General features: G+C 69.6%; 21 protein-coding genes. 10 read left to right on the forward strand and 11 right to left on the reverse strand.

The window, feature by feature from the left end; genetic code table 11:
* Positions 1-31 precede the first annotated feature (31 nt).
* Entirely contained in the window at positions 32-1084 is a 1053-nt protein-coding gene (locus QC765_RS00830) for an NUDIX hydrolase (RefSeq protein WP_278312520.1), read from the forward strand.
* 24 nt (positions 1085-1108) lie between these two features.
* Positions 1109-1450 carry a tRNA-binding protein gene (locus QC765_RS00835; protein ID WP_278312521.1) on the forward strand — a complete coding sequence of 114 codons (342 nt, stop codon included), beginning with the start codon at positions 1109-1111 and terminating at the stop codon, positions 1448-1450.
* Positions 1451-1454: 4 nt separating this feature from the next.
* On the opposite strand, the gene QC765_RS00840 is transcribed toward QC765_RS00835, so the two are convergent.
* The 8 genes from QC765_RS00840 to QC765_RS00875 form a co-directional block, all read right to left on the reverse strand.
* On the reverse strand, positions 1455-2102 hold the full coding sequence (locus QC765_RS00840) for a pyridoxamine 5'-phosphate oxidase family protein (RefSeq protein WP_278312522.1): 648 nt from the start codon (positions 2100-2102) through the stop codon (positions 1455-1457).
* The gene (locus tag QC765_RS00845; protein WP_278312523.1) at positions 2099-2572 is read right to left on the reverse strand and encodes a hypothetical protein; all 474 of its coding nucleotides are present in this window, start codon (positions 2570-2572) and stop codon (positions 2099-2101) included. Before QC765_RS00845 ends, QC765_RS00840 begins: the two co-directional genes overlap by 4 nt.
* A complete protein-coding gene (locus QC765_RS00850) occupies positions 2569-3360 on the reverse strand; it encodes an SDR family oxidoreductase (RefSeq protein WP_278312524.1) in 792 nt (263 codons plus the stop codon). Before QC765_RS00850 ends, QC765_RS00845 begins: the two co-directional genes overlap by 4 nt.
* 62 nt (positions 3361-3422) lie before the next feature.
* On the reverse strand, positions 3423-4880 hold the full coding sequence (locus QC765_RS00855) for a wax ester/triacylglycerol synthase domain-containing protein (protein WP_278312525.1): 1458 nt from the start codon (positions 4878-4880) through the stop codon (positions 3423-3425).
* A 60-nt stretch (positions 4881-4940) separates the two neighbouring features.
* Positions 4941-5672 (reverse strand): respiratory nitrate reductase subunit gamma, encoded by a 732-nt coding sequence (gene narI, locus QC765_RS00860; protein WP_278312526.1) that lies wholly within the window; start codon positions 5670-5672, stop codon positions 4941-4943.
* Positions 5669-6451 (reverse strand): nitrate reductase molybdenum cofactor assembly chaperone, encoded by a 783-nt coding sequence (gene narJ, locus QC765_RS00865; protein WP_278312527.1) that lies wholly within the window; start codon positions 6449-6451, stop codon positions 5669-5671. The genes narI and narJ overlap by 4 nt, the downstream gene beginning before the upstream one ends.
* On the reverse strand, positions 6448-8067 hold the full coding sequence (narH, locus tag QC765_RS00870) for a nitrate reductase subunit beta (RefSeq protein WP_278312528.1): 1620 nt from the start codon (positions 8065-8067) through the stop codon (positions 6448-6450). The genes narJ and narH overlap by 4 nt, the downstream gene beginning before the upstream one ends.
* Before the next feature lie 55 nt (positions 8068-8122).
* Positions 8123-11764 carry a nitrate reductase subunit alpha gene (locus QC765_RS00875; RefSeq protein WP_278312769.1) on the reverse strand — a complete coding sequence of 1214 codons (3642 nt, stop codon included), beginning with the start codon at positions 11762-11764 and terminating at the stop codon, positions 8123-8125.
* 528 nt (positions 11765-12292) lie between these two features.
* Here QC765_RS00875 and QC765_RS00880 point away from each other — a divergent pair.
* Complete coding sequence (locus tag QC765_RS00880; protein ID WP_278312529.1) at positions 12293-12937, forward strand: class I SAM-dependent methyltransferase; 645 nt, start codon at positions 12293-12295, stop codon at positions 12935-12937.
* Between the two features lie 97 nt (positions 12938-13034).
* Here QC765_RS00880 and QC765_RS00885 read toward each other — a convergent pair whose 3' ends face one another.
* Positions 13035-13607 (reverse strand): hypothetical protein, encoded by a 573-nt coding sequence (locus QC765_RS00885; RefSeq protein ID WP_278312530.1) that lies wholly within the window; start codon positions 13605-13607, stop codon positions 13035-13037.
* On the reverse strand, positions 13585-13854 hold the full coding sequence (locus QC765_RS00890) for a hypothetical protein (RefSeq protein WP_278312531.1): 270 nt from the start codon (positions 13852-13854) through the stop codon (positions 13585-13587). The genes QC765_RS00885 and QC765_RS00890 overlap by 23 nt, the downstream gene beginning before the upstream one ends.
* 59 nt (positions 13855-13913) lie before the next feature.
* Between QC765_RS00890 and QC765_RS00895 the strand changes: the two genes are divergently transcribed.
* The 6 genes from QC765_RS00895 to QC765_RS00920 all read left to right on the forward strand — a co-directional run bounded on the left by QC765_RS00895 (position 13914) and on the right by QC765_RS00920 (position 19728).
* Positions 13914-15362 carry a DHA2 family efflux MFS transporter permease subunit gene (locus QC765_RS00895; protein ID WP_278312532.1) on the forward strand — a complete coding sequence of 483 codons (1449 nt, stop codon included), beginning with the start codon at positions 13914-13916 and terminating at the stop codon, positions 15360-15362.
* Positions 15363-15520: 158 nt separating this feature from the next.
* Complete coding sequence (gene ehuB / locus QC765_RS00900; RefSeq protein ID WP_373876625.1) at positions 15521-16429, forward strand: ectoine/hydroxyectoine ABC transporter substrate-binding protein EhuB; 909 nt, start codon at positions 15521-15523, stop codon at positions 16427-16429.
* 6 nt (positions 16430-16435) lie between these two features.
* Positions 16436-17158: an ectoine/hydroxyectoine ABC transporter permease subunit EhuC gene (ehuC, locus tag QC765_RS00905; protein WP_278312533.1), complete on the forward strand. Its 723-nt coding sequence runs from the start codon at positions 16436-16438 to the stop codon at positions 17156-17158.
* A gap of 9 nt (positions 17159-17167) precedes the next feature.
* On the forward strand, positions 17168-17815 hold the full coding sequence (ehuD, locus tag QC765_RS00910; RefSeq protein WP_278312534.1) for an ectoine/hydroxyectoine ABC transporter permease subunit EhuD: 648 nt from the start codon (positions 17168-17170) through the stop codon (positions 17813-17815).
* A gap of 46 nt (positions 17816-17861) precedes the next feature.
* Positions 17862-18623, forward strand: a complete 762-nt coding sequence (ehuA, locus tag QC765_RS00915; protein ID WP_278312771.1) for an ectoine/hydroxyectoine ABC transporter ATP-binding protein EhuA — start codon at positions 17862-17864, stop codon at positions 18621-18623.
* A 115-nt stretch (positions 18624-18738) separates the two neighbouring features.
* A complete protein-coding gene (locus QC765_RS00920; RefSeq protein ID WP_278312535.1) occupies positions 18739-19728 on the forward strand; it encodes an alpha/beta hydrolase in 990 nt (329 codons plus the stop codon).
* Positions 19729-19939: 211 nt separating this feature from the next.
* On the opposite strand, the gene QC765_RS00925 is transcribed toward QC765_RS00920, so the two are convergent.
* Positions 19940-20566, reverse strand: a complete 627-nt coding sequence (locus tag QC765_RS00925) for a hypothetical protein (protein WP_278312536.1) — start codon at positions 20564-20566, stop codon at positions 19940-19942.
* A gap of 223 nt (positions 20567-20789) precedes the next feature.
* Here QC765_RS00925 and QC765_RS00930 point away from each other — a divergent pair, with 223 nt between their 5' ends.
* On the forward strand, positions 20790-22004 hold the full coding sequence (locus QC765_RS00930; RefSeq protein WP_278312537.1) for an alpha/beta hydrolase family protein: 1215 nt from the start codon (positions 20790-20792) through the stop codon (positions 22002-22004).
* The last annotated feature ends 49 nt before the right edge of the window (positions 22005-22053 follow it).

Consider the following 22053-nt stretch of genomic DNA (forward strand, 5'->3'; position numbering starts at 1 on the left):
CCGGGTCGCGCGGAACGATAAGCTAGCACCCGTGGGCTCAGAATCGATCGAGCAGCAGCAACCCCCGGTGCTCACCGATGGGGTGGTGACGCTGCGACCGTGGCGCGAGAGCGACATCGAGGTGGCGCTGCGCGGACACGATGGCGAGGCGCACCGCTGGATCGGCACGCCCGATTCCCGGCGGATCGCCGAGGCGCCCCACGAGGCTGCCGAGGCTTTCCGCACGGGCGAGCTGCTCAGCCTCGTCATCGAGCACGAGGAACTGCCCGTGGGCTACGTGGAGGTCCGGCGCGCCGCCAATCGCACCGGGGAGCTAGCGTGGCTGCTCTTCGCCGGGAACCGGGGCCGGGGCCTGGCCACCCGTGCGCTCGCCCTGCTCGCCGAGTACGCCTTCGACTCGCTCGGCTACGCGCGCTTGCAGGCCCACGTCGATCCCGACGACGAGCGGTCGATCCGCCTGGCCACCCGCGCCGGGATGCGCCGCGAGGGAACCTTGCGGCAGGGCGCGATCCGCGCGGACGCGAACACCGAGCCGACCGAGCGGCGGCGCGATGCGGTGGTGCTCGCGCGCCTCGCCGATGACCGTCCCCTCTACGACCCGGCCGGATTCCGGGAGATCCTCAACGCGTTCCTGCCCCGCAAGCGCGCCATCGCGCAGCTGATCGTCCGCGACGAGGAGGGGCGTGTTCTGCTCTGCCAGCTGACGTACAAGCGGGACTGGGACCTGCCGGGCGGGGTCGTGGAAGTGGGCGAGTCCCCGCATCTCGCCGCGGGCCGCGAGGCCGAGGAGGAGCTGGGCGTCACCCTCGACGCCGGTCCCCTCGTGCTCACCGACTGGCTGCCCCCCTGGGGTGGCTGGGATGATGCCGTGTGCCTGGTGTTCGACGGCGGGATCCACGACAGCAGCATCGTCGATCGCATGGTGCTCGAGGCCAAGGAGATCCGCGGCGCCCAGTTCTGCAGCATCGAGCAGGTGCGGCGGGTGTGCGCGGACTTCACCGCGCGCCGCATCGAGGCCGCGCTCGCCGCGCTCGAGGGCAAGGGGATCGCCTACACCGAGTCCGGCCGCGCGCCCGGCGAGTGATTCACCGACCACGAAGGAGCTCGCATGGCGATCGGTGGCGCTACTCTGGCTGACCTCGGGCCCGTCGAGGTGCGCATCGGCACGATCATCGAGGCGTGGGCCAACCCCAGGGCCCGCAAGCCTGCCCTGGTGCTGCGCATCGATCTCGGGCCGCTGGGCATCCGCACGTCGAGCGCGCAGATCACCGATCTGTACGAGCCCGAGCAGCTCGTCGGCAAGCAGGTGGCGTGCGTGTGCAACCTCGAGCCGGTGCGGGTGGCGGGCATCAAGTCGGAGGTGCTCACCCTCGGCGCGCATCGCGAGGATGGGGCGGTGACGCTGGTGACGGTGGATCATCCCTGCCCCGACGGCAGCGTTCTGGCGTAGCGGGCTACCCCGCCCGCAGGCGCTCGATCTCGGCGCGCAGCTGCTGCACCTCGCTGCGCAGTTCCACGATCTGGGCCTGGTAGAGGCCGGAGAGCTCGGAGATGTAGTCACGGTCGTAGAGCGGCACGATGCTGCGCGCGCAGTTCCAGTCGCGCGCCTCGATGTCGAGGATGATGCTGCGCTCGGCCTGGGCGGTCATTCGGGTGGTGCCGATCGTCACGAGCCGCTCGAGCAGGTCCGGGTCGGTGTCGCGGTCGATGACGGTGGCGGTGCCGAGGAGCTTGAGGCGTTGCCGCCGAGGGTGGTCGATGAGGATCAGCGCGACGCGCCCGTTGTGCTCGATGTTGCCGACCGAGGCGTACTGGGCGTTGCCGCGCAGGTCCGCGAAACCGATGCGATTGCCGCCGAGGTGCTGGAGGAAGCCGCGGGGCCCGCTGCGGTACTGGAGGTAGGGCCATCCGGCAGGGGTGATGGTGGCAAGGTGGAACTGGAAGGCGCGGGCGAGGAAGGCGAGCTCGCGGTCGCCGAGATCCTGCGGGCCGTCGTCGGGGCGCTCGAGGTGGGTGCCGTAGGCAACGTAGGAGCCGCTGCGGTGCTGGCGCTCGAGGGCGTGCTCGCCGAGGACTAGATGGTGGTAGCGGTTGTTGATCATCGCGGATCATCCGCAGCACCGTCGCGGCGCGGCGGCGCGGGCTCGTGCCCGGGCCTGCCGGGGGTCCGGTTGCTCTCCTTCACCTCGGCCTCGAGGATGTGGCGGATCCCCTCGGCGAGGGTGTCCCGGGCATGCTGCTCGAGCTCGCGGAAGGTGGTCCAGTAGCCGTCGTCGAACTCCTCGACGACCTGGAAGGTCCAGCGGCCATCCAGCACATTGAGCCCGATCAGCTCGGTGCGCAGCCGTTCGGCGAGCTGCTCGTGCCCGGCATCGGCGAACTGCTCGACAGCATCGCTGAGGCGCTTGTCCGCTCCGCCGATGAGCTGGTGGAACGAGTAGAGGTGGCCACGGGCCCGCTCGACCATCTCGAGGGCCTCGGAGAGCTTGCCGAGCGCGGCTACCGTCTCGTCGTCGATGCCGTGCGGGCGCCTGCCCCGCGAGCTCCCGGCGGTGGGATCGGGGCCGGTCATGCGCGATCGATCCGTCGATTAATGGCGCGCAGCAGCCGCAGCGGGGTGACCTGGGCGCTGGCGAGCATGGCGGAGGCCTGGGCGCCGACGGGTACGTGCACGGCCCGCGGCACTCGCCACCGGTGGGGCCGCGCGACGGCGATGATCTTGTTCGCCACGTCCTCGGGGTCCAGGTGCACGCCGAGGGACTTCATGGAGCTGGTCTTCTCGGTGGTGATCATCGCGGTATCGACGAACAGGGGCCAGATGGCGGTGACGCGGATATCGTCGCGGCGCCATTCGAGGTCGAGGGCCTCGGTCAGGCCTCGCACGGCGAACTTGCTGGCGGAGTAGGCGGCGAGCTCGGCCTGCCCATAGATGGCAGAGGCGGAGCACAGGTTGATGACGTGCGCGCCGGGCGTGGCCTTGAGGTAGGGATGCGCGAGGTAGCAGCCGTTGAGCACGCCATCGACGTTGACGCGGGTGATCTGGTGCTGCGAGTCGAGGGGAATGTCGACGAAGGGACCGGCCCGGAGGATGCCGGCATTGTTGACGAGCACATCCAGGCGCCCGCTAGTGCGATCCATGAACGCATCGAGCGCAGCGGTCCAGGAGCCGGGGTCGGTGACGTCGAGATAGCCGGGGACGATGCTGTCGCCGGGCGCGCTGCGGGCGAGACGGTCGGTTCCGGCCTCGTCGATGTCATATGCGCCGACGAGGTAGCCGGACCGGGCGAAGGCAAGCGCGGTGGCACGGCCGATCCCGGCAGCGGCACCAGTGATCAGGACTGTGGGGCGGGTGGCAGGCACGGGCTCGGGCCCCCTTCCTCGCATTGGGCTTGGCCCATGATGCCGACGGACATGCTGCCAGCCTAGCGCCCCCGGTCCCGGCTGGCTGCCTGCTCTCCTGCGGCGAGCCGGTAGTGCTCGTCGAGCGAGTCGCGCAGCATGGCGAGGTAGTCGCGCGGGTGGGCAAGGGAGGTCGCGTCGGCAATGAATCCGAGCGCGGCGATATCGCCGAGCGAGGTGAGATGATGCGACATGTGCGCTCCGGGGTTGAGCAGCGGAAGCCCGAACGACACCCGGACGGGAGCATCAGCGAAATACATGGGCTCGGGCCCGCGGGGCACGTTGGCCAGGCTCGTGTTGACCGGTGATCCGTTCGATCGTGGCGCGAGGCGGCTGGCTGCAGTGAGCAAGCCTGGTGGCAGGGTGCGGATCGCCCGCTCGATGGGCACGCGCGCGCCGTCGCGGATTGCTTGCTTGCGCGCTCGTGATTCGCGCGCGATCGCGGCGAGCCGCTCGCGCGGGTCGCTGGCCTGCAGGTCGAGGGGGATGATCGCGCCGGTGATCTCGTTGCCGAGCAGCTCCGAGGTGCCGGTAGCGCGGTCGTGGCCATGCTTCTGGAGCGCGACGGTGATGGCGCAGTGGATGGGTCGCTCGGGGATGGTGCTAAACCGCTCGAGGTAGCGGCGCTGGGCACCGGCGATGACCGACAGGGCGACATCGTTGATCGTGGCGCCGGGCGCGAGCTGCCGGATCGTCGTGAGGTGCGCGAGCGGCATGGGGAAGCCGTCATAGACGCGGTGGGTGAACCCGGACGCGTCGAGGATCGTTTGGGGGCGGGGATCGAGCGCGGCGAGGCTGGATCGCGCGTGCCTGGCCGCGCGCTGCGCCTCGAGCAGCGAGCTCGCGATGGTGCGGGCCCGGCGCGGGATGTCGGCGAGCGCGGCGGGGAGGGATGCAGCGGGGCGCGGCCGCGGGGGCGCGATGGCGCCCGCCTGGCGGGACAGCTCGGCGCTGGGCAGTTCGGCGCTGGAAAGTTCGGCGCTGGGCTCGGAGGGAAGCAGCTGGCGCGCGAACTGGACGATCGCCGCGCCATCGAGCACCGCGTGGTCGGCGGTGATGATGAGCGCCGCGGCGTCCTTCATGGGCATGGGCGGGTCGATGAGGCCGGTGAGGAGGATGATCCTCCATGGTGGCCGATCCTCGTCGAGCGATTCCTCGGCGATATCGACGAGGTCCCGGCAGGCGTCGGACCACTTCCGTTCGCCCGATACCGGCCTGACCTCGACGTGGCGAGCGAGGTCGGGCTCGACGGCGGGCTCGAGCATCGTGCGGCCGATGCCGAGTGGCGCGGGCCTCGGCACCGCGGCATAGAGGGGATGGTCCTTGAGCATCGCGGCCACGTAGGCCTGGAGCTGCTCGGCGGTCCGGGGCGCCGACTGGCTGCCGTCGAGCTCGATGAGGTTCAGGCTGGCCATGTTTCGACGAAACAGCTTGCGGGACATGTGCCAGATGAGCGAGCTCGTATCGTCGATGTAGGCCATAAGGCCGACGTTAGCAGCGGCGCCGCCACCCGGCATGTCGGACCGCGCCCGCGCGCGGGCCTAGCGACGGCTGTTGGCGGTCTCCCAGGCCCGGTCGTAGGGGGTGCGGCCCTTCTTGGCGAGGTCCTTGCTGCGGTAGACGACGTAGGGGCGGAAGAGGTAGCCGACAGGGGCGCTGAAGACGTGCACGAGCCGGGTGTAGGGCCACATCGTGAACAGCGCGAGCGCGGCGAGGGCGTGCAGCTGGAAGCTCAGCGGGATCCCCTCCATGAGGGTGGGGTCGGGCCCGAGGTAGAAGATCGAGCGGAACCACGGCGAAACCGTTTCGCGGTAGTCGTAGCCCCCGGCGACGATGTTCTCCCACACGGTGTTGACCATTCCAGTGATGATGGTCAGCACGAGCACCGTGTACATGGCGATGTCGCCGCGGGTGGTGGCCTTGCGGACGGCGGGGACAGTGATGCGCCGGTAGAGCAGGATCGCGAGGCCTGCGACGACCGCGATGCCCGCGAGGGTGCCCGGGATGACGGCGAGGTAGTGGTAGGCGTGGTCGGAGATGCCCGCGGCCTGGGTCCAGGACTTGGGGATCGCGAGGCCACCGACGTGGCCGCCGATGACGGCGAGCAGCCCGAGGTGGAACAGGGGGCTGCCGAGCCGCAGCAGGCGGGTCTCGTAGATCTGGGAGGAGCGGGTGGTCCAGCCGAACTGGTCGTGGCGGTAGCGCCAGAGGTGCCCGAGGGCGAACGACATGAGCGCGATGTAGGGAAGGATCTGCCAGAGCAGGGTATTCACTGGGGTCCTCCGGGAGTCTGGGGGAAGGCGGGCTGGCCGAGCAACTCGGGCACGGAGCTGCTGCCGCAAGCGCTCGCGCCACCGCCCTGGGGCCGGGCGCGCTGGGCGAGGGGATGCTCGGCGAGGGTGGGGTCGATGGCGTAGGGGTCGAGGCCGACCTCCTCCTCGGGCGGCCCCTCTGCCGCGAGGACGTTGATCTCGGCCCTATCGACGGTGGTCAAGGGTCGCAGCGTGCCGCAGAGGGCGTCGAGGACGCTGGCGTACGGGGAGCCACTGTCGTGCAGGGAGAGCCGCAGCAGCTCGAGCACGGCCCGGTGCCGGGCAAGGATCCGCTCCCCGCCGATGGGATCGGTGGTGGCGGCGAACTCGAGGACCGCGGGCAGGTAGTCGGGCAGCTCCTGCTCGCCGATGTCGACCCCGCCGCGGCGGTAGGCCTGCTTCATCATCAGCAGGGCGGTGCCGCGCTTGCGGGTATCGCCGTAGGCGTAGTAGGTGAGATGCAGGCTCGACCGCCGCCGCATGTCGAAGGTCTCGACGTAGGCCTGCGCGAGGGCGAGCTGCGGGGTGCGCTCGGCGTGGGTGATGAAGGCGCGCAGCGATTCTGCTGCCGGATCGCTGATCTGGTAGGTGGCGTCGCACAGGTCGCCGAGCATGACGAGGGTGTTGGGCGATGGGTAGTCGAGCAGCAGCGCGGCGAGGCGCCACACGAGCCGCTTCTCCCGGTCGCTGTAGGCCTCCTCGGCGTTGCCGGTGCGCCGCAGCATCCCGCGCAGGCTCATGACACACGCTCCGGCACGATGCCGTCGGTGGCGCCGCCGTCCCAGTTCAGCAGGTTGACCCGGCCCGACTTGTCCTCGGGTGCTGCCGTGTTCGTGTCATCGAGGAGGTGGAACTTCTCGGCCATCGCGTCGAAGGCCGTCATCCCGGCCGGGTTCATGCCGGGCCCGCCGTCGGTGTCGAGGCTGCACGAGGTGGCGATCGCCTCGAGCTTGTGGGCGTCGGAGGTGGCGCCGGTGGGGATGACGTAGCGCTCGTCGTACTTGGCGATGGCGAGCAGCCGGTACATGGCCTCGACCTCATAGCTGGTCAGCCGCACGGATTCAGCGATCGTGGGATCGATCTCCTCGCCGAGGTTGATCTGGCGCATGTGCGAGCGCATCGCGGCGAGCCGCTGCAGCGCCGCCCGCACGGGACCAGGATCACCGGCGGTGAAGAGCTCGGCGAGGTACTCGATGGGGATACGCAGCGCATCGATCGCGCCGAAGAGGTTGTCACCGTCCTCCCCGTCCCCGCCGGACTCGGTGACCGCGTCCACTACCGGCGACAGCGGCGGGACGTACCAGACCATCGGCATGGTGCGGTACTCCGGGTGCAGGGGCAGCGCGACCTGGTAGTCGGCGATGAGCTTGTAGACAGGCGAGTTCTGGGCGGCGTCGATCCACTCGGGCGAGATGCCAGCCTTCTCGCAGGCATCCACGACGCGAGGATCGTGCGGGTTGAGGAAGACGTTGAGCTGCGCCGGGTAGAGGTCCTTGTCGTCGGGCACCTCGCATGCCTGCTTGACGGCGTCGGCGTCATAGAGCATCACGCCGATGTAGCGGAGCCTGCCGACGCACGTCTCCGAGCAGATGGTGGGGATGCCCACCTCCACGCGCGGGTAGCAGAACGTGCACTTCTCGGCCTTGCCGGTCTTGTGGTTGAAGTAGATCTTCTTGTAGGGGCAGCCGGTGACGCACTGGCGCCAGCCGCGGCACTTGTCCTGGTCGACGAGCACGATGCCGTCCTCGGAGCGCTTGTAGATCGCGCCGGAGGGGCACGATGCCGCGCAGGAGGGGTTGAGGCAGTGCTCGCAGATCCGCGGCAGGTAGAACATGAACGTCTGCTCGAACTCAAGCTTGATCTTGGCGCCGACCTGCTTGAGGATCGGGTCCTGCGCGATGGCCTCGGGACCGGATCCGAGGTCGTCGTCCCAGTTCGCGCCCCAGGTGATCTTGGTGTCATCACCGGTGATCGCGGACTTCGGCCGGGCCACCGGGGAGGTGTCCATCGGCCCGGAGCCGAGGATGGAGCTGTAGTCGTAGGTCCACGGCTCGTAGTAGTCGCTGATCGTGGGCAGGTCGGGATTGGCGAAGATGTTGGCGAGCCGCTTGAGCCGCGAGCCGGACTTGAGGGTGACGGTGCCGCGCTTGGTGCGCGTCCAGCCGCCCTTCCACCGCTCCTGGTCCTGGTACTGGCGCGGATAGCCCTGGCCGGGGCGGGTCTCGACGTTGTTGAACCAGGCGTACTCGACGCCGGGCCGGTTGGTCCATGCCTGCTTGCATGTCACCGAGCAGGTGTGGCATCCGATGCACTTGTCCAGGTTCATCACCATGGCGATCTGGGCCATTGGTCTCATTGATCTGCTCCTCGCGTGGGCCGGGGGTTCGCGGGCGGGCTGGTCGGGGCGGGCATCAGTACTGCACGTCCTGGTCGCGGCGCCGGATGGTGGTGACCTCGTCGCGCTGGTTGCCGGTGGGCCCGTGGTAGTTGATGGCGAAGGACTGCTGGGCGTAGCCGCCGATGAGGTGCGAGGGCTTGATCATGATGCGGGTGAGCGCGTTGTGGATGCCCCCGCGCTTGCCGGTGCGCTCGATGCGCGGCACGTCCACCGCCCGGTCCTGCGCGTGGTACATGAACACCGTCCCCTCGGGCATGCGGTGGGAGACGATGGCGCGGGCGACAACGACGCCGTTGCGGTTGGTCGCCTCGATCCAGTCGTTGTCGGCCACCCCGATCCGGGCGGCGTCGACCGCGGACATCCAGATGCCCTGGCCACCTCGCGAGAGGGTCAGCATGTGCAGGTTGTCCTGGTAGGCGGAGTGGATGGACCACTTGGAGTGCGGGGTGAGGTACCGCACGGTGATCGCTGGGGTGCCCTCGCGGTCGCCGACGTTGCCGATGGTGGGCTCGGAGAACAGGGCGGTCATGTCCAGTGGCGGCCGGAACACCGGGAGCTGCTCGCCGAGCTCGGCCATCCAGTCGTGGTCGAGGTAGAAGTGCTGCCGGCCGGTGAGGGTGTGCCAGGGCTTGAGCCGCTCGGTGTTGATGGTGAACGGGCTGTAGCGGCGTCCCCCGGACTCCGAGCCCGACCACTCCGGCGAGGTGATGACGGGCACGGGGCGGGCCTGGGTGTCGGCGAAGGTGATGCGCTTGCCCTCGTGCTCGGCGGCGAGGTCCGCGAGCTGGGTGCCGGTGCGGGTCTCGAGGCTCTGGAACCCCTCGGTGGCCAGCCGCCCATTGGTGGTTCCGGACAGCGCCAGGACGGCCTCGGCGGCGTGGGTGTCCTTCTTGAGCATGGGGCGCCCGGCCGCGGGACCGCTCGGCACGACACCGTTGGTGGCCTTGAGGTGCTCGACCTCCTCGTCCGGGAAGGTGGTGACGCCCTTGACGGTCAGGCCGATCTGCTCGACGAGCGGGCCGAGTGCGGCCATCTTCTCGGCGACCGCGGCGAAGTCACGCTCCACGACCTGTAGCTTCGGCATGGTCACCCCGGGGATGGGCTCGCACTCCCCTGCCTTCCAGTCCCGCACGATGCCGCCGGGCTGGGCGGTGGCGTCGGCGGTGTCATGCATCAGCGGGGTGGCGACGATGTCCTTGCGGGTGCCGAGGTGCTTCTCGGCGAGCCAGCCGAAGCCGCGCGCGATGCGGTGGAACGCCTCGAAGTCGGTCTTGGCCTCCCAGGGCGGGGAGATCGCCGGGGAGAACGCGTGCACGAACGGGTGCATGTCGGTGCTCGACAGGTCATGCTTCTCGTACCAGGTGGCGGCGGGCAGCACGATGTCGGAGAACAACGTCGTCGAGGTCATGCGGAAGTCCAGCGACAGCAGCAGGTCGAGCTTGCCCGCTGGGGCGTCGTCATGCCACTTGAGCTCCTGGGGGCGGATGCCGGTGGCGTCGTCGGCGCGCAGGTTGGTGTCCGCGCCGAGCAGGTGCTTGAGGAAGTACTCGTTGCCCTTCGCCGAGGATCCGAGCAGGTTCGATCGCCACACCGTGAGCACGCGGGGGAAGTTCTCGGGCGCGTCGGGGTCCTCGCACGCGAACTGCAAGTGCCCGGACTTCAGCCCATCGACGACGTGATCGATGGGGTCCTTGCCGAGGCGTTCTGCCTCATCGACGAGGTCGAGGGGGTTGCGGTTGAACGACGGGTAGGTGGGCATCCAGCCGAGCCGGGAGGCCAGCGCGATGTTGTCGGCGGCGGTGCGCCCGGCGAACGCTCCCTTGGCCAGCGGGGACGCCATCACCTCGGAGGTGAAGGGGTCGTAGCGCCATTGGTCGGTCGACAGGTACCAGAAGATGGTGCCCTGCATCTGGCGTGCGGGGCGCGTCCAGTCCAGGCCGAAGGCGAGGGTGCCCCAGCCGGTCAGCGGGCGGCACTTCTCCTGGCCGACGTAGTGCGCCCAGCCGCCGCCGTTGACGCCCTGGCAGCCGGTGAGCAGGGTCAGCGCGAGGAAGGAGCGGTAGATCTGGTCGGAGTGGAACCAGTGGTTCGTGCCCGCGCCCATGAGGATCATCGAGCGCCCGCCGGAGCGCTCGGCGTTGTCGGCGAACTCGCGGGCCACCTTGATCGCATCGGCGGCCTTGACGCCGGTGATGCCTTCCTGCCAGGCCGGGGTGTAGGGCTCGGACGGGTCGTCGTAGCCGGTGGGCCAGGTGCCGGGCAGCCCGTCGCGGTGCACGCCGTACTGGGCGAGCATCAGGTCGAGCACGGTGGTGACGCGCTTGCCAGCGACGATGCGGGTGGGCACGCCGCGGTGCAGCAGCTCGGGGGTGCTGGTGTCGTAGCGGGGCAGCAGCAGCTCCGCGGCATCGCTGCCCGTTCCCGCCTCGTGCAGGGTGAGGGTCGGGGTGATGCCGTCGAGCTTGAGGTTCCAGTTGCCCTTGCCGGCCTCGGTGAAGCGATGGCCGAGGGAGCCGCCGGGGACGAACGGCTCGCCGGTGGCGTCGTCGAGCAGGACGGTCTTGAAGTTGGCGCCCTCGGTGGTATCACCAAGGTCCGCGGCGGTGAGGAACTTGCCGGGCACCAGGGTGCCGTCCTCGCGCTCGGCGATGGTGACGAGGAACGGCAGGTCGGTGTACTGGCGGACGTAGTCGTTGAACCGGGCGGTGGACCGGTCGACGAAGAACTCCTTGAGGATCACATGGCCCATCGACATGGCCAGGGCGCCGTCGGTGCCGGGGCGCGCGGGCAGCCACTGATCGGCGAACTTGGTGTTGTCGGCGTAGTCGGGCGAGACGACGATGACCTTCTGGCCCCGGTAGCGCGCCTCGGTCATGTAGTGCGCGTCCGGGGTGCGGGTGACGGGCACGTTGGAGCCCCACATGATGAGGTAGCCGGCGTCGAACCAGTCCGCGGACTCCGGCACATCGGTCTGGTCGCCGAATACCTGCGGCGAGGCCTCCGGCAGGTCGGCATACCAGTCGTAGAACGACAGCATCGCCCCGCCGATCAGCGAGATGAACCTCGCGCCGATCGCGTGGGAGACCATCGACATCGCTGGGATCGGGGAGAACCCGGCGACCCGGTCGGGCCCGTACTTCTTGATGGTGTGCACGTGCGCGGCGGCGACCATCTCGGCGGCCTCCCACCACTCGGCGCGCACGAACCCACCCTTGCCGCGGGCGGCCTTGTAGCGGGCCGATTTCTCCGGGTCCTCGGCCACATCGGCCCAGGCGAGAACGGGATCCTTCAGTCGCTCCTTGGCCGCGCGGTACATCTCGAGCAGCGCGCCACGGACGTATGGGTAGCGCACCCGCGCCGGGGAGTAGGTGTACCAGGAGAACGAGGCGCCGCGGGGGCAGCCGCGTGGCTCGTACTCGGGCTTGTCAGGGCCGATGGAGGGATAGTCGGTCTGCTGGGCCTCCCAGGTGATGATCCCGTCCTTGACGTAGATCTTCCAGGAGCACGAGCCCGTGCAGTTCACGCCGTGGGTGGAGCGGACGACCTTGTCATAGGACATCCGGTCGCGGTAGAAAGCGTCGGCATCGCGGCCGCCGGTCTTGTGGAGGGTGCGCAGGTCCTCGGAGGCCTCGCCGCGCTGGAAGTGGCGGCCCATGCGGAGCAGTGAATCGGCGATGTCCGTGGTGCTGCCGCGCGGGGCGGGCGGGTCGGCTATGTCGGTCACGTCGGTCCTCTCGAGCTGCGGCAGGCTGTCCTGGTGGACCGAACTGTATAGACGCTGTGACCTGCGGTTCAATGCGCTGGAAGCATCGCACCGGACACTTCGGGCAGGCGTGCGGGCAGCGCAACACACCGGTTACAGCAGCGGTCCCCCGACGTCGCGGCATCCCCCTTCCACCTGCGGGGTTAGGCCATCCTGTGTGATGTGGCTCTCCCGGGCCCCACCCAGCCGGGGAACACAAAATTTACGATCGAGCCACGCTTCCTCGCTGCCCGCTGGGGCGCGGTATCCGAGCGATCGGCTGCCGCTGGCCCCGCCCGTGCGGATCGTGAAGATCCAGCCACCTCGGGCGTGGCCCCATCCTCACGATCGGTGTCGCCACGATGCACCGAGACTTTCCCGCATTTTGCTGGGCCAGCAACTTTCCTTGCTACTTCGCCGGGCAGTGCGCACCATCGAGGCATGCGGGAATCAAGCGACCGGCAGGCATTCGACAAGAGCTACTGGGACCAGCATTGGCGAGGCGACCCATCTGGCGCCCCGGCCGCCATGCCCGGCGGCCCGCCCAATCCGCATCTCGTGCGGGAGATCGACGACCTGCGACCTGGCACGGCCCTCGAGGCCGGCTGCGGCGCGGGAGCCGAGGCCCTCTGGCTCGCGGCGCGCGGCTGGCAGGTGACCGGCGTGGATATCGCTGCCGAGGCGCTTGCGCGCGCAGCGGAACGCGCCAACGCGACGGGGGTGGCCGACCGGGTGCAATGGGTCAACGCTGACCTGACCATGTGGGCGCCATCTACGACCTACGACCTCGTCACCACGCACTACGCGCACGCCGCGATGCCACAGCTGGAGTTCTATCACCGGGTCTCCTCCTGGGTCTCCCCGGGCGGCACCCTGCTGATCGCCGGGCACCTCGACCACGACCAGTGGCATGGTGATGCTGGGCCGAGCACTGAGACGTTGGTGACCGCAGCGGGCATCACGGCCCGCCTCGACCCAGCGGAGTGGGAGGTCGCGACGGCCGAGGAGTTCCATCGCACCGTGGCCAGCCACTGCGGGGCAAGAACGCTCCACGACGTCGTCGTCCGAGCGATCCGCCGCCGCTGATCCCGGACGCTGATCCAGCCGGTGCCGATCGTGTAGATCCAGCCACCTCGGGCGTGGCCCGGTCTTCACTATCGGAGCCCTCGCGATGGGCCGGGTGCTAGACGCACAGCCCGTCGCCGGTGACCCCTCGAGCACAGATCGTGGTCTGCTCGACGGTGCGCAGCACGACCTCTCCCGATGCGTCCGGGCCCTCGTCGTCCATGCCGAACACGCGGATGCGATACCCGAGCACCGAGTCGTCACCCAGCCCGATCACATCGATCTGCACCTCGTGAAGGTCGCCGCTCACCTCCGGCCCGGACTGCACGATGCGGCTCGGCGGCTCCTCCGAGGCCAGATCATCGCCGACCGCTCGTGCTACCTCGGTCACCGACCCGCCCGAGACACGACCGATGCGATCGATCACCGCGGCGGTGGTGTCATCGGTGCTGCCGAGGTAGGCGACCTCCCGTGCGGAGATCCAGCCCGTGCCGCCCGGTGCCTCGACCTCGAACCAGGTCGTGCCGTCGTCGAGCAACCGGGCCTCGCCGGTGGCGACCAGGCCCATCGCGTCCGGCGCGAGGGCGGTGACCGTGCTGCTCTCCTCCCCCGGCACGGAACGGACGATGGCTGCTTCATCGTGCGCCACCCCGATCACTGCGAGCTCGTCACCGCTCGCGGGGCCCCGCATGGCGGGCTCCCCCGGTAGGCCGGTCGCGGTCGAGCTGGGTGCTGACGTCGTGGTTGACGTCGTGGTTGCTGACGCCGCGGGCGTGGTGCTCGTAGGCGCTGCCGTTGTGGTCGCCGGTTCCGCCGAAGCGCTGGACGTCGCGGTCGCGCCGATCCCTGGCTCCGCAGGATCGTCGGTGCAAGCCACGAGCAGCATCAGGCTGGCAGGCAGGAGCACGGGCATGATGGCGCGACGGATCCTCATGCACCGGATCCTACTCCCGGGCCCCCGCGCGCGAGCGCGACCTCCGACCGGCACGATGGAGCCATGCCACCTCCCCAGCCGACCGCCGCGCGCAGCCAGCCCGGCGCGGCTCCCCCGGGGGCCTGGCCCGCGCTGTGGGCACTGTGCCTCGGCTTCTTCATGGTGCTGGTCGATTCCACGATCGTCGCCGTGGCGGTGCCGTCGATCATGGCGGGACTGGGCACCGACATCGCCACCACCGTGTGGGCATCGAGCGCGTACCTCCTCGCGTTCGCGGTCCCCTTGCTCATCACCGGCAGGCTCGGCGACAGCCTCGGGCCCAAGCGGGTCTACATGGCCGGACTAGTAGTGTTCACCCTTTCCTCGCTGGCGTGCGGTCTCGCGGGGACCATCGGGATGCTCATCGCGGCCCGTGTCGTGCAGGGGCTCGGCGCCTCGCTGATGAATCCGCAGACGATGGCGATCATCACGCGGCTGTTCCCCGCGCGGCGCCGCGGGGCAGCGCTGGGAATGTGGGGCGCGGTCGCCGGGGCCGCGACGCTGGCCGGGCCGCTGCTCGGTGGCCTGCTGGTCGGCACGCTCGGCTGGCAGTGGATCTTCTTCGTCAATGTGCCGCTGGGGTTCCTCGCGCTGGCGCTGGCCTGGCGGCTGGTGCCGGACCTGCCGCGCACCGCGCGCCGCCTCGATCTGCCGAGCGTGCTGCTCTCTGCCGCGGCAATGTTCCTGGTGGTGTTCGCCATCCAGGAGGGCCAGCGCTACGACTGGGGCCGGATCATCGGACTGGTGACCGTGCCGGGGATGCTCGCCGCGGGCGTGGTGCTGCTCGTGGTGTTCGTCGTCCGCCAGCGTCGCCTCGCCGGCGGCGCGCTGATGCCGCTGTCGCTGTTCGCGCAGCGCAACTTCACGCTGGCCGCGATAGCGATCTCGACGATGGGGCTGGCGATGACCAGCATGTTCCTGCCGCTCATGGTGTACCTGCAGGACGGCCGGGGCCTCGATGCGATGGGCGCCTCCCTGCTCATCGTGCCGGTGGCGGTGCTGTCCGGGGTGCTTGCGCCGGTCGTGGGGCGCGTTATTGATCGCATCGACGCCCGGCTCGTGGCCGTGCCGAGCCTGCTGCTGCTCGCTGGCGCCACGGCGGGGCTGGGATGGCTCATGGCCGTTGATGCCTCGCTCGACCTGATGCTGGTGCCGCTGGCCCTGATCGGCCTGGCCAACGCCGGGATCTGGTCGCCGCTGTCGACGACCGCCACGCGCGGCCTCGCCGCTGAGGTGGCGGGCGCGGGCGCCGGGGTCTACAACACCACCCGGCAGACCGGTGCGGTGCTCGGATCGGCGGGCATCGCCGCGCTCATGGAGGTCCGGCTGCGCTCGCTCGCGGCGGCGGGGGATCCCGGTGCGTTCAGCGTGGCGATGGGTCAATCGTTGCTGCTGCCGGCGCTCGCGGTGGCCGGGGGCGCGGTCGCCGCGATGTTCCTGCGGCCGGGCCACGATCGCGTGCCCGGGCAGTAGCGCGGGGCTACCGCGTAGCACCGAGGTGTTACAACTCAGTCACGCTTGGCGGGGGCAGGGCGCAGGGCCCTGCAGTGATCGGCGTGCCGTGGCAGGGTCGGCCCGAGGAACCTTCCCGGCACTCGTGCCTGCAACCGAACGAGTAAGGAGCCCACACCGTGGCCGCACCGACCCCGAGTCCTGCCTCATCCCCTCGCCCTGGCCGGGCGCTGCGCGGCGCGGCGATCGCCGTTCCCGCCTCCCTCGCCCTGCTCGTTGCTGGCTGCTCGAGCGACTCCCTGAGCGTCGACGATCTGCGCGAGGAGGGCGTGGTCACCGTCGGGTTCGCCGGGGAGGCGCCGTATAGCTATGAGGAGAACGGCGAGCTCACCGGCGGCACCGTCGCCCTGCACCGGGAGATCTTCGGCGAGCTGGGCATCGACGAGGTCGCGGGCGTGCAGACCGAGTTCGGATCGCTCATCCCGGGCCTCAACGCCGGACGGTTCGACGCGGTGAGCGCGGGCATGTCGATCCTGCCCGACCGCTGCGAGCAAGCACTGTTCAGCGAGCCCGAGATCATGTACACCACCGCATTGATGGTGCCCGAGGGCAACCCGATGAACCTGTCGGACATGCAATCCCTCGCGGACTCCGGGGCAAGCATCGCCGCGCTGACCGGCGCGATCGAGGTCGACTACGCCAACACCCTTGGCATCGACGTCACGCCGGTGGGCGATCCGATCGATGGCATGGACGCGGTGATCAACGGACGGGTCGATGCGTTCGCGCTCACCGGAGTATCGCTGAATCACATGGCCAAGGGGCGCCCCGATGCCCCGGTCGAGGTCACTGAATCGTTCGTCGCGGTCATCGACGGCGTGCCGCAGATCGGCGCGGGCGGCACCGTGTTCCGCCAGGACGACGAGGAGCTGCGCGACGCCTACAACGAGAAGCTCGCCGAGATCAAGTCCGACGAGCAGCGCTGGCTCGAGCTCATGGAGCCCTTCGGGTTCAGCATCAACGAGCTGCCCCCCGAGGACCTGACCACCGAGGCCCTGTGCGAGGGCGTCCCGGTCACTGACGAGTAGCACGCGATGAGCAACTTCGACGCGCTGCGCGACGCCGCTCCCCGCATCATCGACGGCATCCTCATCACGGTGCAGTTGACGCTCGGCGGGGCGGCGCTCGCGCTGCTCGTGGCGATCGTGCTCGGGCTGTCCGCGCGGGCCCGCCAGTGGCCCGTGCGGTGGTCGGCCCGCTCCATCATCGAGGTCTTCCGTGGCACCTCGCTGCTCGTGCAGTTGTTCTGGTTGTTCTTCGTGCTGCCTGCCTTCGGGGTGCGCCTCGAGCCGATCGTCGTCGGCATCCTCGCGCTCGGCCTCAACTATGGCGCGTACGGCGCCGAGGTGGTGCGCGGCTCGATCAACGCGGTGCCGCGCGTGCAGTGGGAAGCAACCGTCGCGATGGGCTTCGGCCCCGTGCAGCGCATGCGCCGCGTGATCTTCCCCCAGGCGTGGGTGCTGATGATCCCGGCGCTCGGCAACCTGCTCATCCACCTGCTCAAGGGCACCGCCGTGGTCACCACCATCACCTTGCAGGACCTGACGTTCCAGGTGGACCGGCTGCGCGAGACCACTGGCGACACGTTCTTCGCGTTCGGCTTCGCCCTGATCGTCTACTTCATCATCGCGCTGCTCCTCACCTTTGGCGTCCATCTTGTCGAGGCACGGGCCAAGCACAAGCTCGGCCGCGGCCCCTCGATGCGCGAGATCCTGCGGCTCGACCCCGATACCGTCATCCCCGCGAAGGCACGGTGAGGAGCAGCCATGTGGAACTGGAACACCGCCTGGGACGCGCTGCCCGTGCTGCTCGAGGGCTTCCGCATCACCTTGCTCGCCACTGTGCTCGGCTTCGGCATCGCCGCGGCGCTGGGCCTGGTGGTGGCGGTTCTGCGGATCACGCTGCCGGGATGGGTTAGCTTCCCCCTGGCCGCGATCATGCAGTTCATCCGCCTGACGCCGCTGGTGGTGCAGCTGTTGTTCGTCTTCTACGCGGTGCCCCCGAGCGTCTCGGGCCTGCAGGTCGGCATCATCGTGCTCGGGGTGCACTACTCGGCCTACATGGCGGAGGTCTACCGCGCGGGCATCGAGGACGTGCCCAAGGGACAGTGGGAGGCCGCACGCGCTCTGTCGCTGCCGCCGGGGCGCACCTGGCGGGCCGTGATCCTGCCGCAGGCCATCCGCCGGATCATCCCCTCGCTCGGCAACTACGCCGTCTCGATGTTCAAGGACACCCCGTTCCTGTTCGTCATCTTCGTGGCCGAGATGGTCACGCGCGCGCAGCAGTACGGGGCGCAGACGTTCCGCTATGTCGAGGCGATCACTCTCGCCGGCGTGATCTTCCTCGTCGCGAGCCTCGTCACCGCCTACTTCATCCGCAAACTGGAGGATCGCTATGCCCAGAAGCCAGGCTGACCCCGCAGCAAGCGAGCCCGGATCACGCGGAACCGGGGATGAACCCATGATCCGGTTCGACAACGTGCTCAAGCGCTTCGGTGACAACGTCGTGCTCGACCACCTTGATTTCGCCATCGACCGGGGCGAGCGCGTCACCCTCATCGGCCCCTCCGGCTCGGGCAAGACCACCATCCTGCGGCTGCTGATGACGCTCGAGACCCTCAACGACGGCGTGATCTGGGTCGGCGGGCAGCCGTTCTCCCACGAGCAGCGCCGCGGCAAGCTCGTGCCCGCCAGCGAGAAGTACCTGCGCGTCGCGCGCCGCCGCATCGGCATGGTCTTCCAGCACTTCAACCTGTTCCCGAACATGACCGTGATGGAGAACCTCACCGAGGCGCCCGTGCATGTCCTCGGCCGCGACAAGGCCACCGCGCGCGACCGGGCGCGCGAGCTGCTCGATCTCGTCGGGCTCGCCGACAAGGAGAACGCGCACCCCACCCAGCTCTCCGGCGGGCAGCAGCAGCGCGTCGCGATCGCCCGGGCCCTCGCCATGGATCCCGAGATCCTGCTGCTCGACGAGGTGACCTCCGCGCTCGACCCCGAGCTGGTGGTCGGTGTGCTCAACGTGCTGCGCGACATCGCCAACAGCACTGACATCACCATGTTGATCGTCACCCATGAGATGCAGTTCGCTCGCGACGTCTCCGATCGCGTGATGATGTTCGACAAGGGCCGGGTCCTCGAGGACGGGCCGCCCGAGCAGATCTTCACCGATCCCGCGCACGAGCGCACCCGTTCCTTCCTCAAGGCAGTGGTCAGCCACTAGCATTCCGGCATCGGATTCCGCTGCCCGCACCACGTCGGCGGCGCGCTGCCTTTATAGTTGTCTCACGTCATAGCGCTGCCACCATTGCGGCGTGGATCATATTGGGAGGTCAGGGATGCGGGCAGCTACACATCAACGGCGGTCGCGCCGGAGCATCGGCGGGATAGTCATCGCCCTGCTCGCGCTCATCGTGCCTTTGCTCGGCGCTGCCCCCGCCTCCGCCGCGCCCCGCGTCGACCGCATCGACTGGGTCACCGACCGGTTCGCGATCGTGCACGTGTACTCCCCCTCGATGAACAAGGTGATCCCCAACGAGGTGTTCCTGCCCGCCAACCGTGGCGCGGCGAGCCCCTCGCTGTACTTGCTGCCCGGTGTCGACGGCGGCCAGGAGGCCAACAGCTGGTTCCGCTCCACCAACCTCGAGGACTTCTTCGCCAACAAGCACGTCAAGGTGGTCAGCCCCATCGGCGGCCGCTACAGCCTCTACACCGACTGGAATACCGACGACCCGATCCTCGGCCGCAACAAGTGGATCACCTACCTCAGCCACGAGCTGCCCTCGGTGATCGACGCGACGTTCCCCTCCACGGGCCGCAACGCCGTGGGCGGGCTGTCGCTGAGCGGTGCCTCCGCCCTTGATCTCGGGATCCAGGCGCCGGGCCGCTTCCAGGCCGTCGCCTCCTACAGCGGCTGCCCGCGCGTCAGCTCGCCGGAATCCGTCGCCACCTACGCCGCGGTCGTCGCGTTCGGCGGCGGCAACGTGTTCAACGCCTACGGGCCTCCCACCGCACCGGGCTGGTACGAGCATGACCCCTCGCTCAACGCCGATCGCCTCCGCGGCAAGGCGATCTATCTCGCCGCGGCATCCGGCATCCCTGGCGATCGGGACTTCTCCACCGGCCTCAACCCCGGCCTGCAGGCCCTCGGCGCAGGAATCATCGAGGGCGCGACCGGAGCATGCACGGCAGCGTTCGCCAACCAGCTCACCCAGATGGGGATCCCGCACACCTACACGCGGCAGGACACCGGCGCGCACACGTGGGGTTTGTTCGAGCACCAGATGCGTGATTCCTGGCGCGTGCTCGGCCCCGCCATCGGCGGATAGGGCCGCTCGCTCGGCGCCGGGGGCCAGAACTCTAGGCGCTGGCCCCTCCTCAAGACCCAAAAGCACCGGAAGCTGTCAAACGCGAGAGAAATCGTCTCGGGTTTGATGCGACTTCCGGTGCTTTTGCGTTGCCCTGGCCGTCGCGCACTCGGACCTCGCCCGATGAGCGCTCGGACCTGGCCGGGAGGCGCCTCATACCCGGCCCCGGGCCCTACGACGCGAGGGACTCGCTGCGCTCCTTCGAGCCACGCAGCGTGCTGATGAAGTCATGCAGCGCGGTGGCACCGCCAACCAGCACCGCGGCGGAGAGCACCCAGTCGATGGCCATCGGAACGTGCGGCGAGCGGATCGTCACCTCGAACAGCCCGGTATCGAGCGCGGCAAGGAAGAGGAAGCTCAGCCCGAAGCCCACCACGGCGGTGAGGATGCGCAGCTCCCGGCGTGCCGCCCGCACCGCGGACTCGGCGGCGATGACCGCGCCTGGATCGACGCCCCCGCCGGCCACGCCTGACCGTGCCGCCGCCCGCTGCTCGCGAAGCACCCGCTCCGCCGCCACCTTCCGCGACTCCGGGAACATCGCGCCGAACCGCCCGAACACAAAGTCGAGTACGGAGACCAGCATCTCGTTGATCCGCTCGACGCCCTGCGCGATGACGTAGAGCACCGCGAGCGCCGATACTCCCTCGACGAACACAAAATCCTCGTCCGGCGCGATCAACCAGTTGAGCAGCAGCCCCGCGAGGACAAGCATGGCGGCGACCGCGAGGCTGCCGAGGACGTAGCGCGCGCGCACCGTGTCGTCATGCACCGTGTCGTGGTTCACGGCGGTTGCTGTCATGGTGCTGCTCCTTGCATCTAGTGGCTGCTCGAGCGCCGGCGCTTGATGGGTCGCCGTGATGGTAGCCGCTCGGGGTGACATGGATCATCGGGCAGCCACGCTGTGACCGGGCCCACACGCTCAGAGTGAAAAGGCTTGCACCCATTCATCTTTCGTGCAACAGCTCGGTCTCCTCGCGCCGTGGCGGTAGGCCCTCCCGTGATCCTCGCCTAGCGTGGACGCCATGCTCATGAGCCTCCGCGCCCGCCGCATGCCGGGTCTTGCCCTGGTCGCTATTGCAGCGGCCTGCGCGCCCGTCATGCTGACCGCCGCGCCCGCTGCGGTTGCCGCGCCCCCACCGGGGATCGATTCGCGCGGGCCCGCCGCGGTGATGCCCGCCGCGGGCGGCATCGTGGAGTCCTCCGCGCTCGACCCGGGGATCCGCCTCCCCGGCGCCGGGCACGCGTACCGCATGACCTACGCCACGACGAGCGCGCGCGGGGACGCCGCCTTGTCCAACGCCACCGTGCAAGTGCCCGAGGGCACGCCACCGCCGGGCGGCTGGCCCGTCATCGCTTGGGCGCACGGCACCACCGGCATCGGCGACGGCTGCGCGCCGTCCACTGATCCGGCAGCGGACCGGGACTATCCGGGGTACTGGTTGCGGCAGGGCTTCGCGATCGTGGCCACCGACTATGCCGGGCTGGGCACGCCCGGCATCCACCCCTATCTGCATGGAGGCTCGGCGGCGAGCAGCGTCGCGGACTCCGTGCGTGCTGCTCGGTCCTTGAACCTGCGATTGTCCCGCGACTGGGTGGCGATCGGGCACTCGCAGGGCGGTCACGCGGTCATCGAGCTCGCGCGGCAACCGGAAGCGAGCACTGATGGCCTGCGGGGAGTGGTGGCGCTCGCCCCGGCGGTCCCGCTGCCTCTGCTGCTCGACAACGGCACGCCCGAGGCGCGCTCGCTGCCCGGGCACGAGACCGCGTTCCTGCTCTATATCCTCGCGGGGCTCGCCGATACCTATCCGCAGGTGCCCATCGCGGATGCGCTGACCGGGCAGGGGCGACAACTGCTCGCGAGCGCCGAGCACCAATGCAGCGGCGAGCTCGCTGGCAGGCTCGACGGCGTTCGGCTCGATGAGATCCTCGCCCGCCCGCTGCGCGGGGTGCCCGGGCTCGTCGGTGCCGCCACCGAGTACCTCGGGCTGCGCAGCACCGGCTACGTCACGCGGATCCTCGTGGCGCAGGGCCTTGACGACTCCCTGCCCCCGAGCGGGCCCATCGGCCTCGCCGACCAGATCCATTCCAGCGGTGGTCCTGTCACGCTGCGCACCTATCCGGGCGTGGACCATGGCGGCGTTCTCGAGGCCTCCGCGCAGGATGCCCGGTCGTTCGTCGACGCCGTTCTCGGCCCCGCGCCCGAGCAGGCCCTGCGGGGCAGCGGCCTCGGTGGCTAGCGCGCCCCGGCCGCTCGACGTGCCCGGTCGATAACGATTTCGGCGATTG

Source organism: Hoyosella levis, assembly GCF_026008515.1.
Lineage (GTDB): Bacteria > Actinomycetota > Actinomycetes > Mycobacteriales > Mycobacteriaceae > Lolliginicoccus > Lolliginicoccus levis.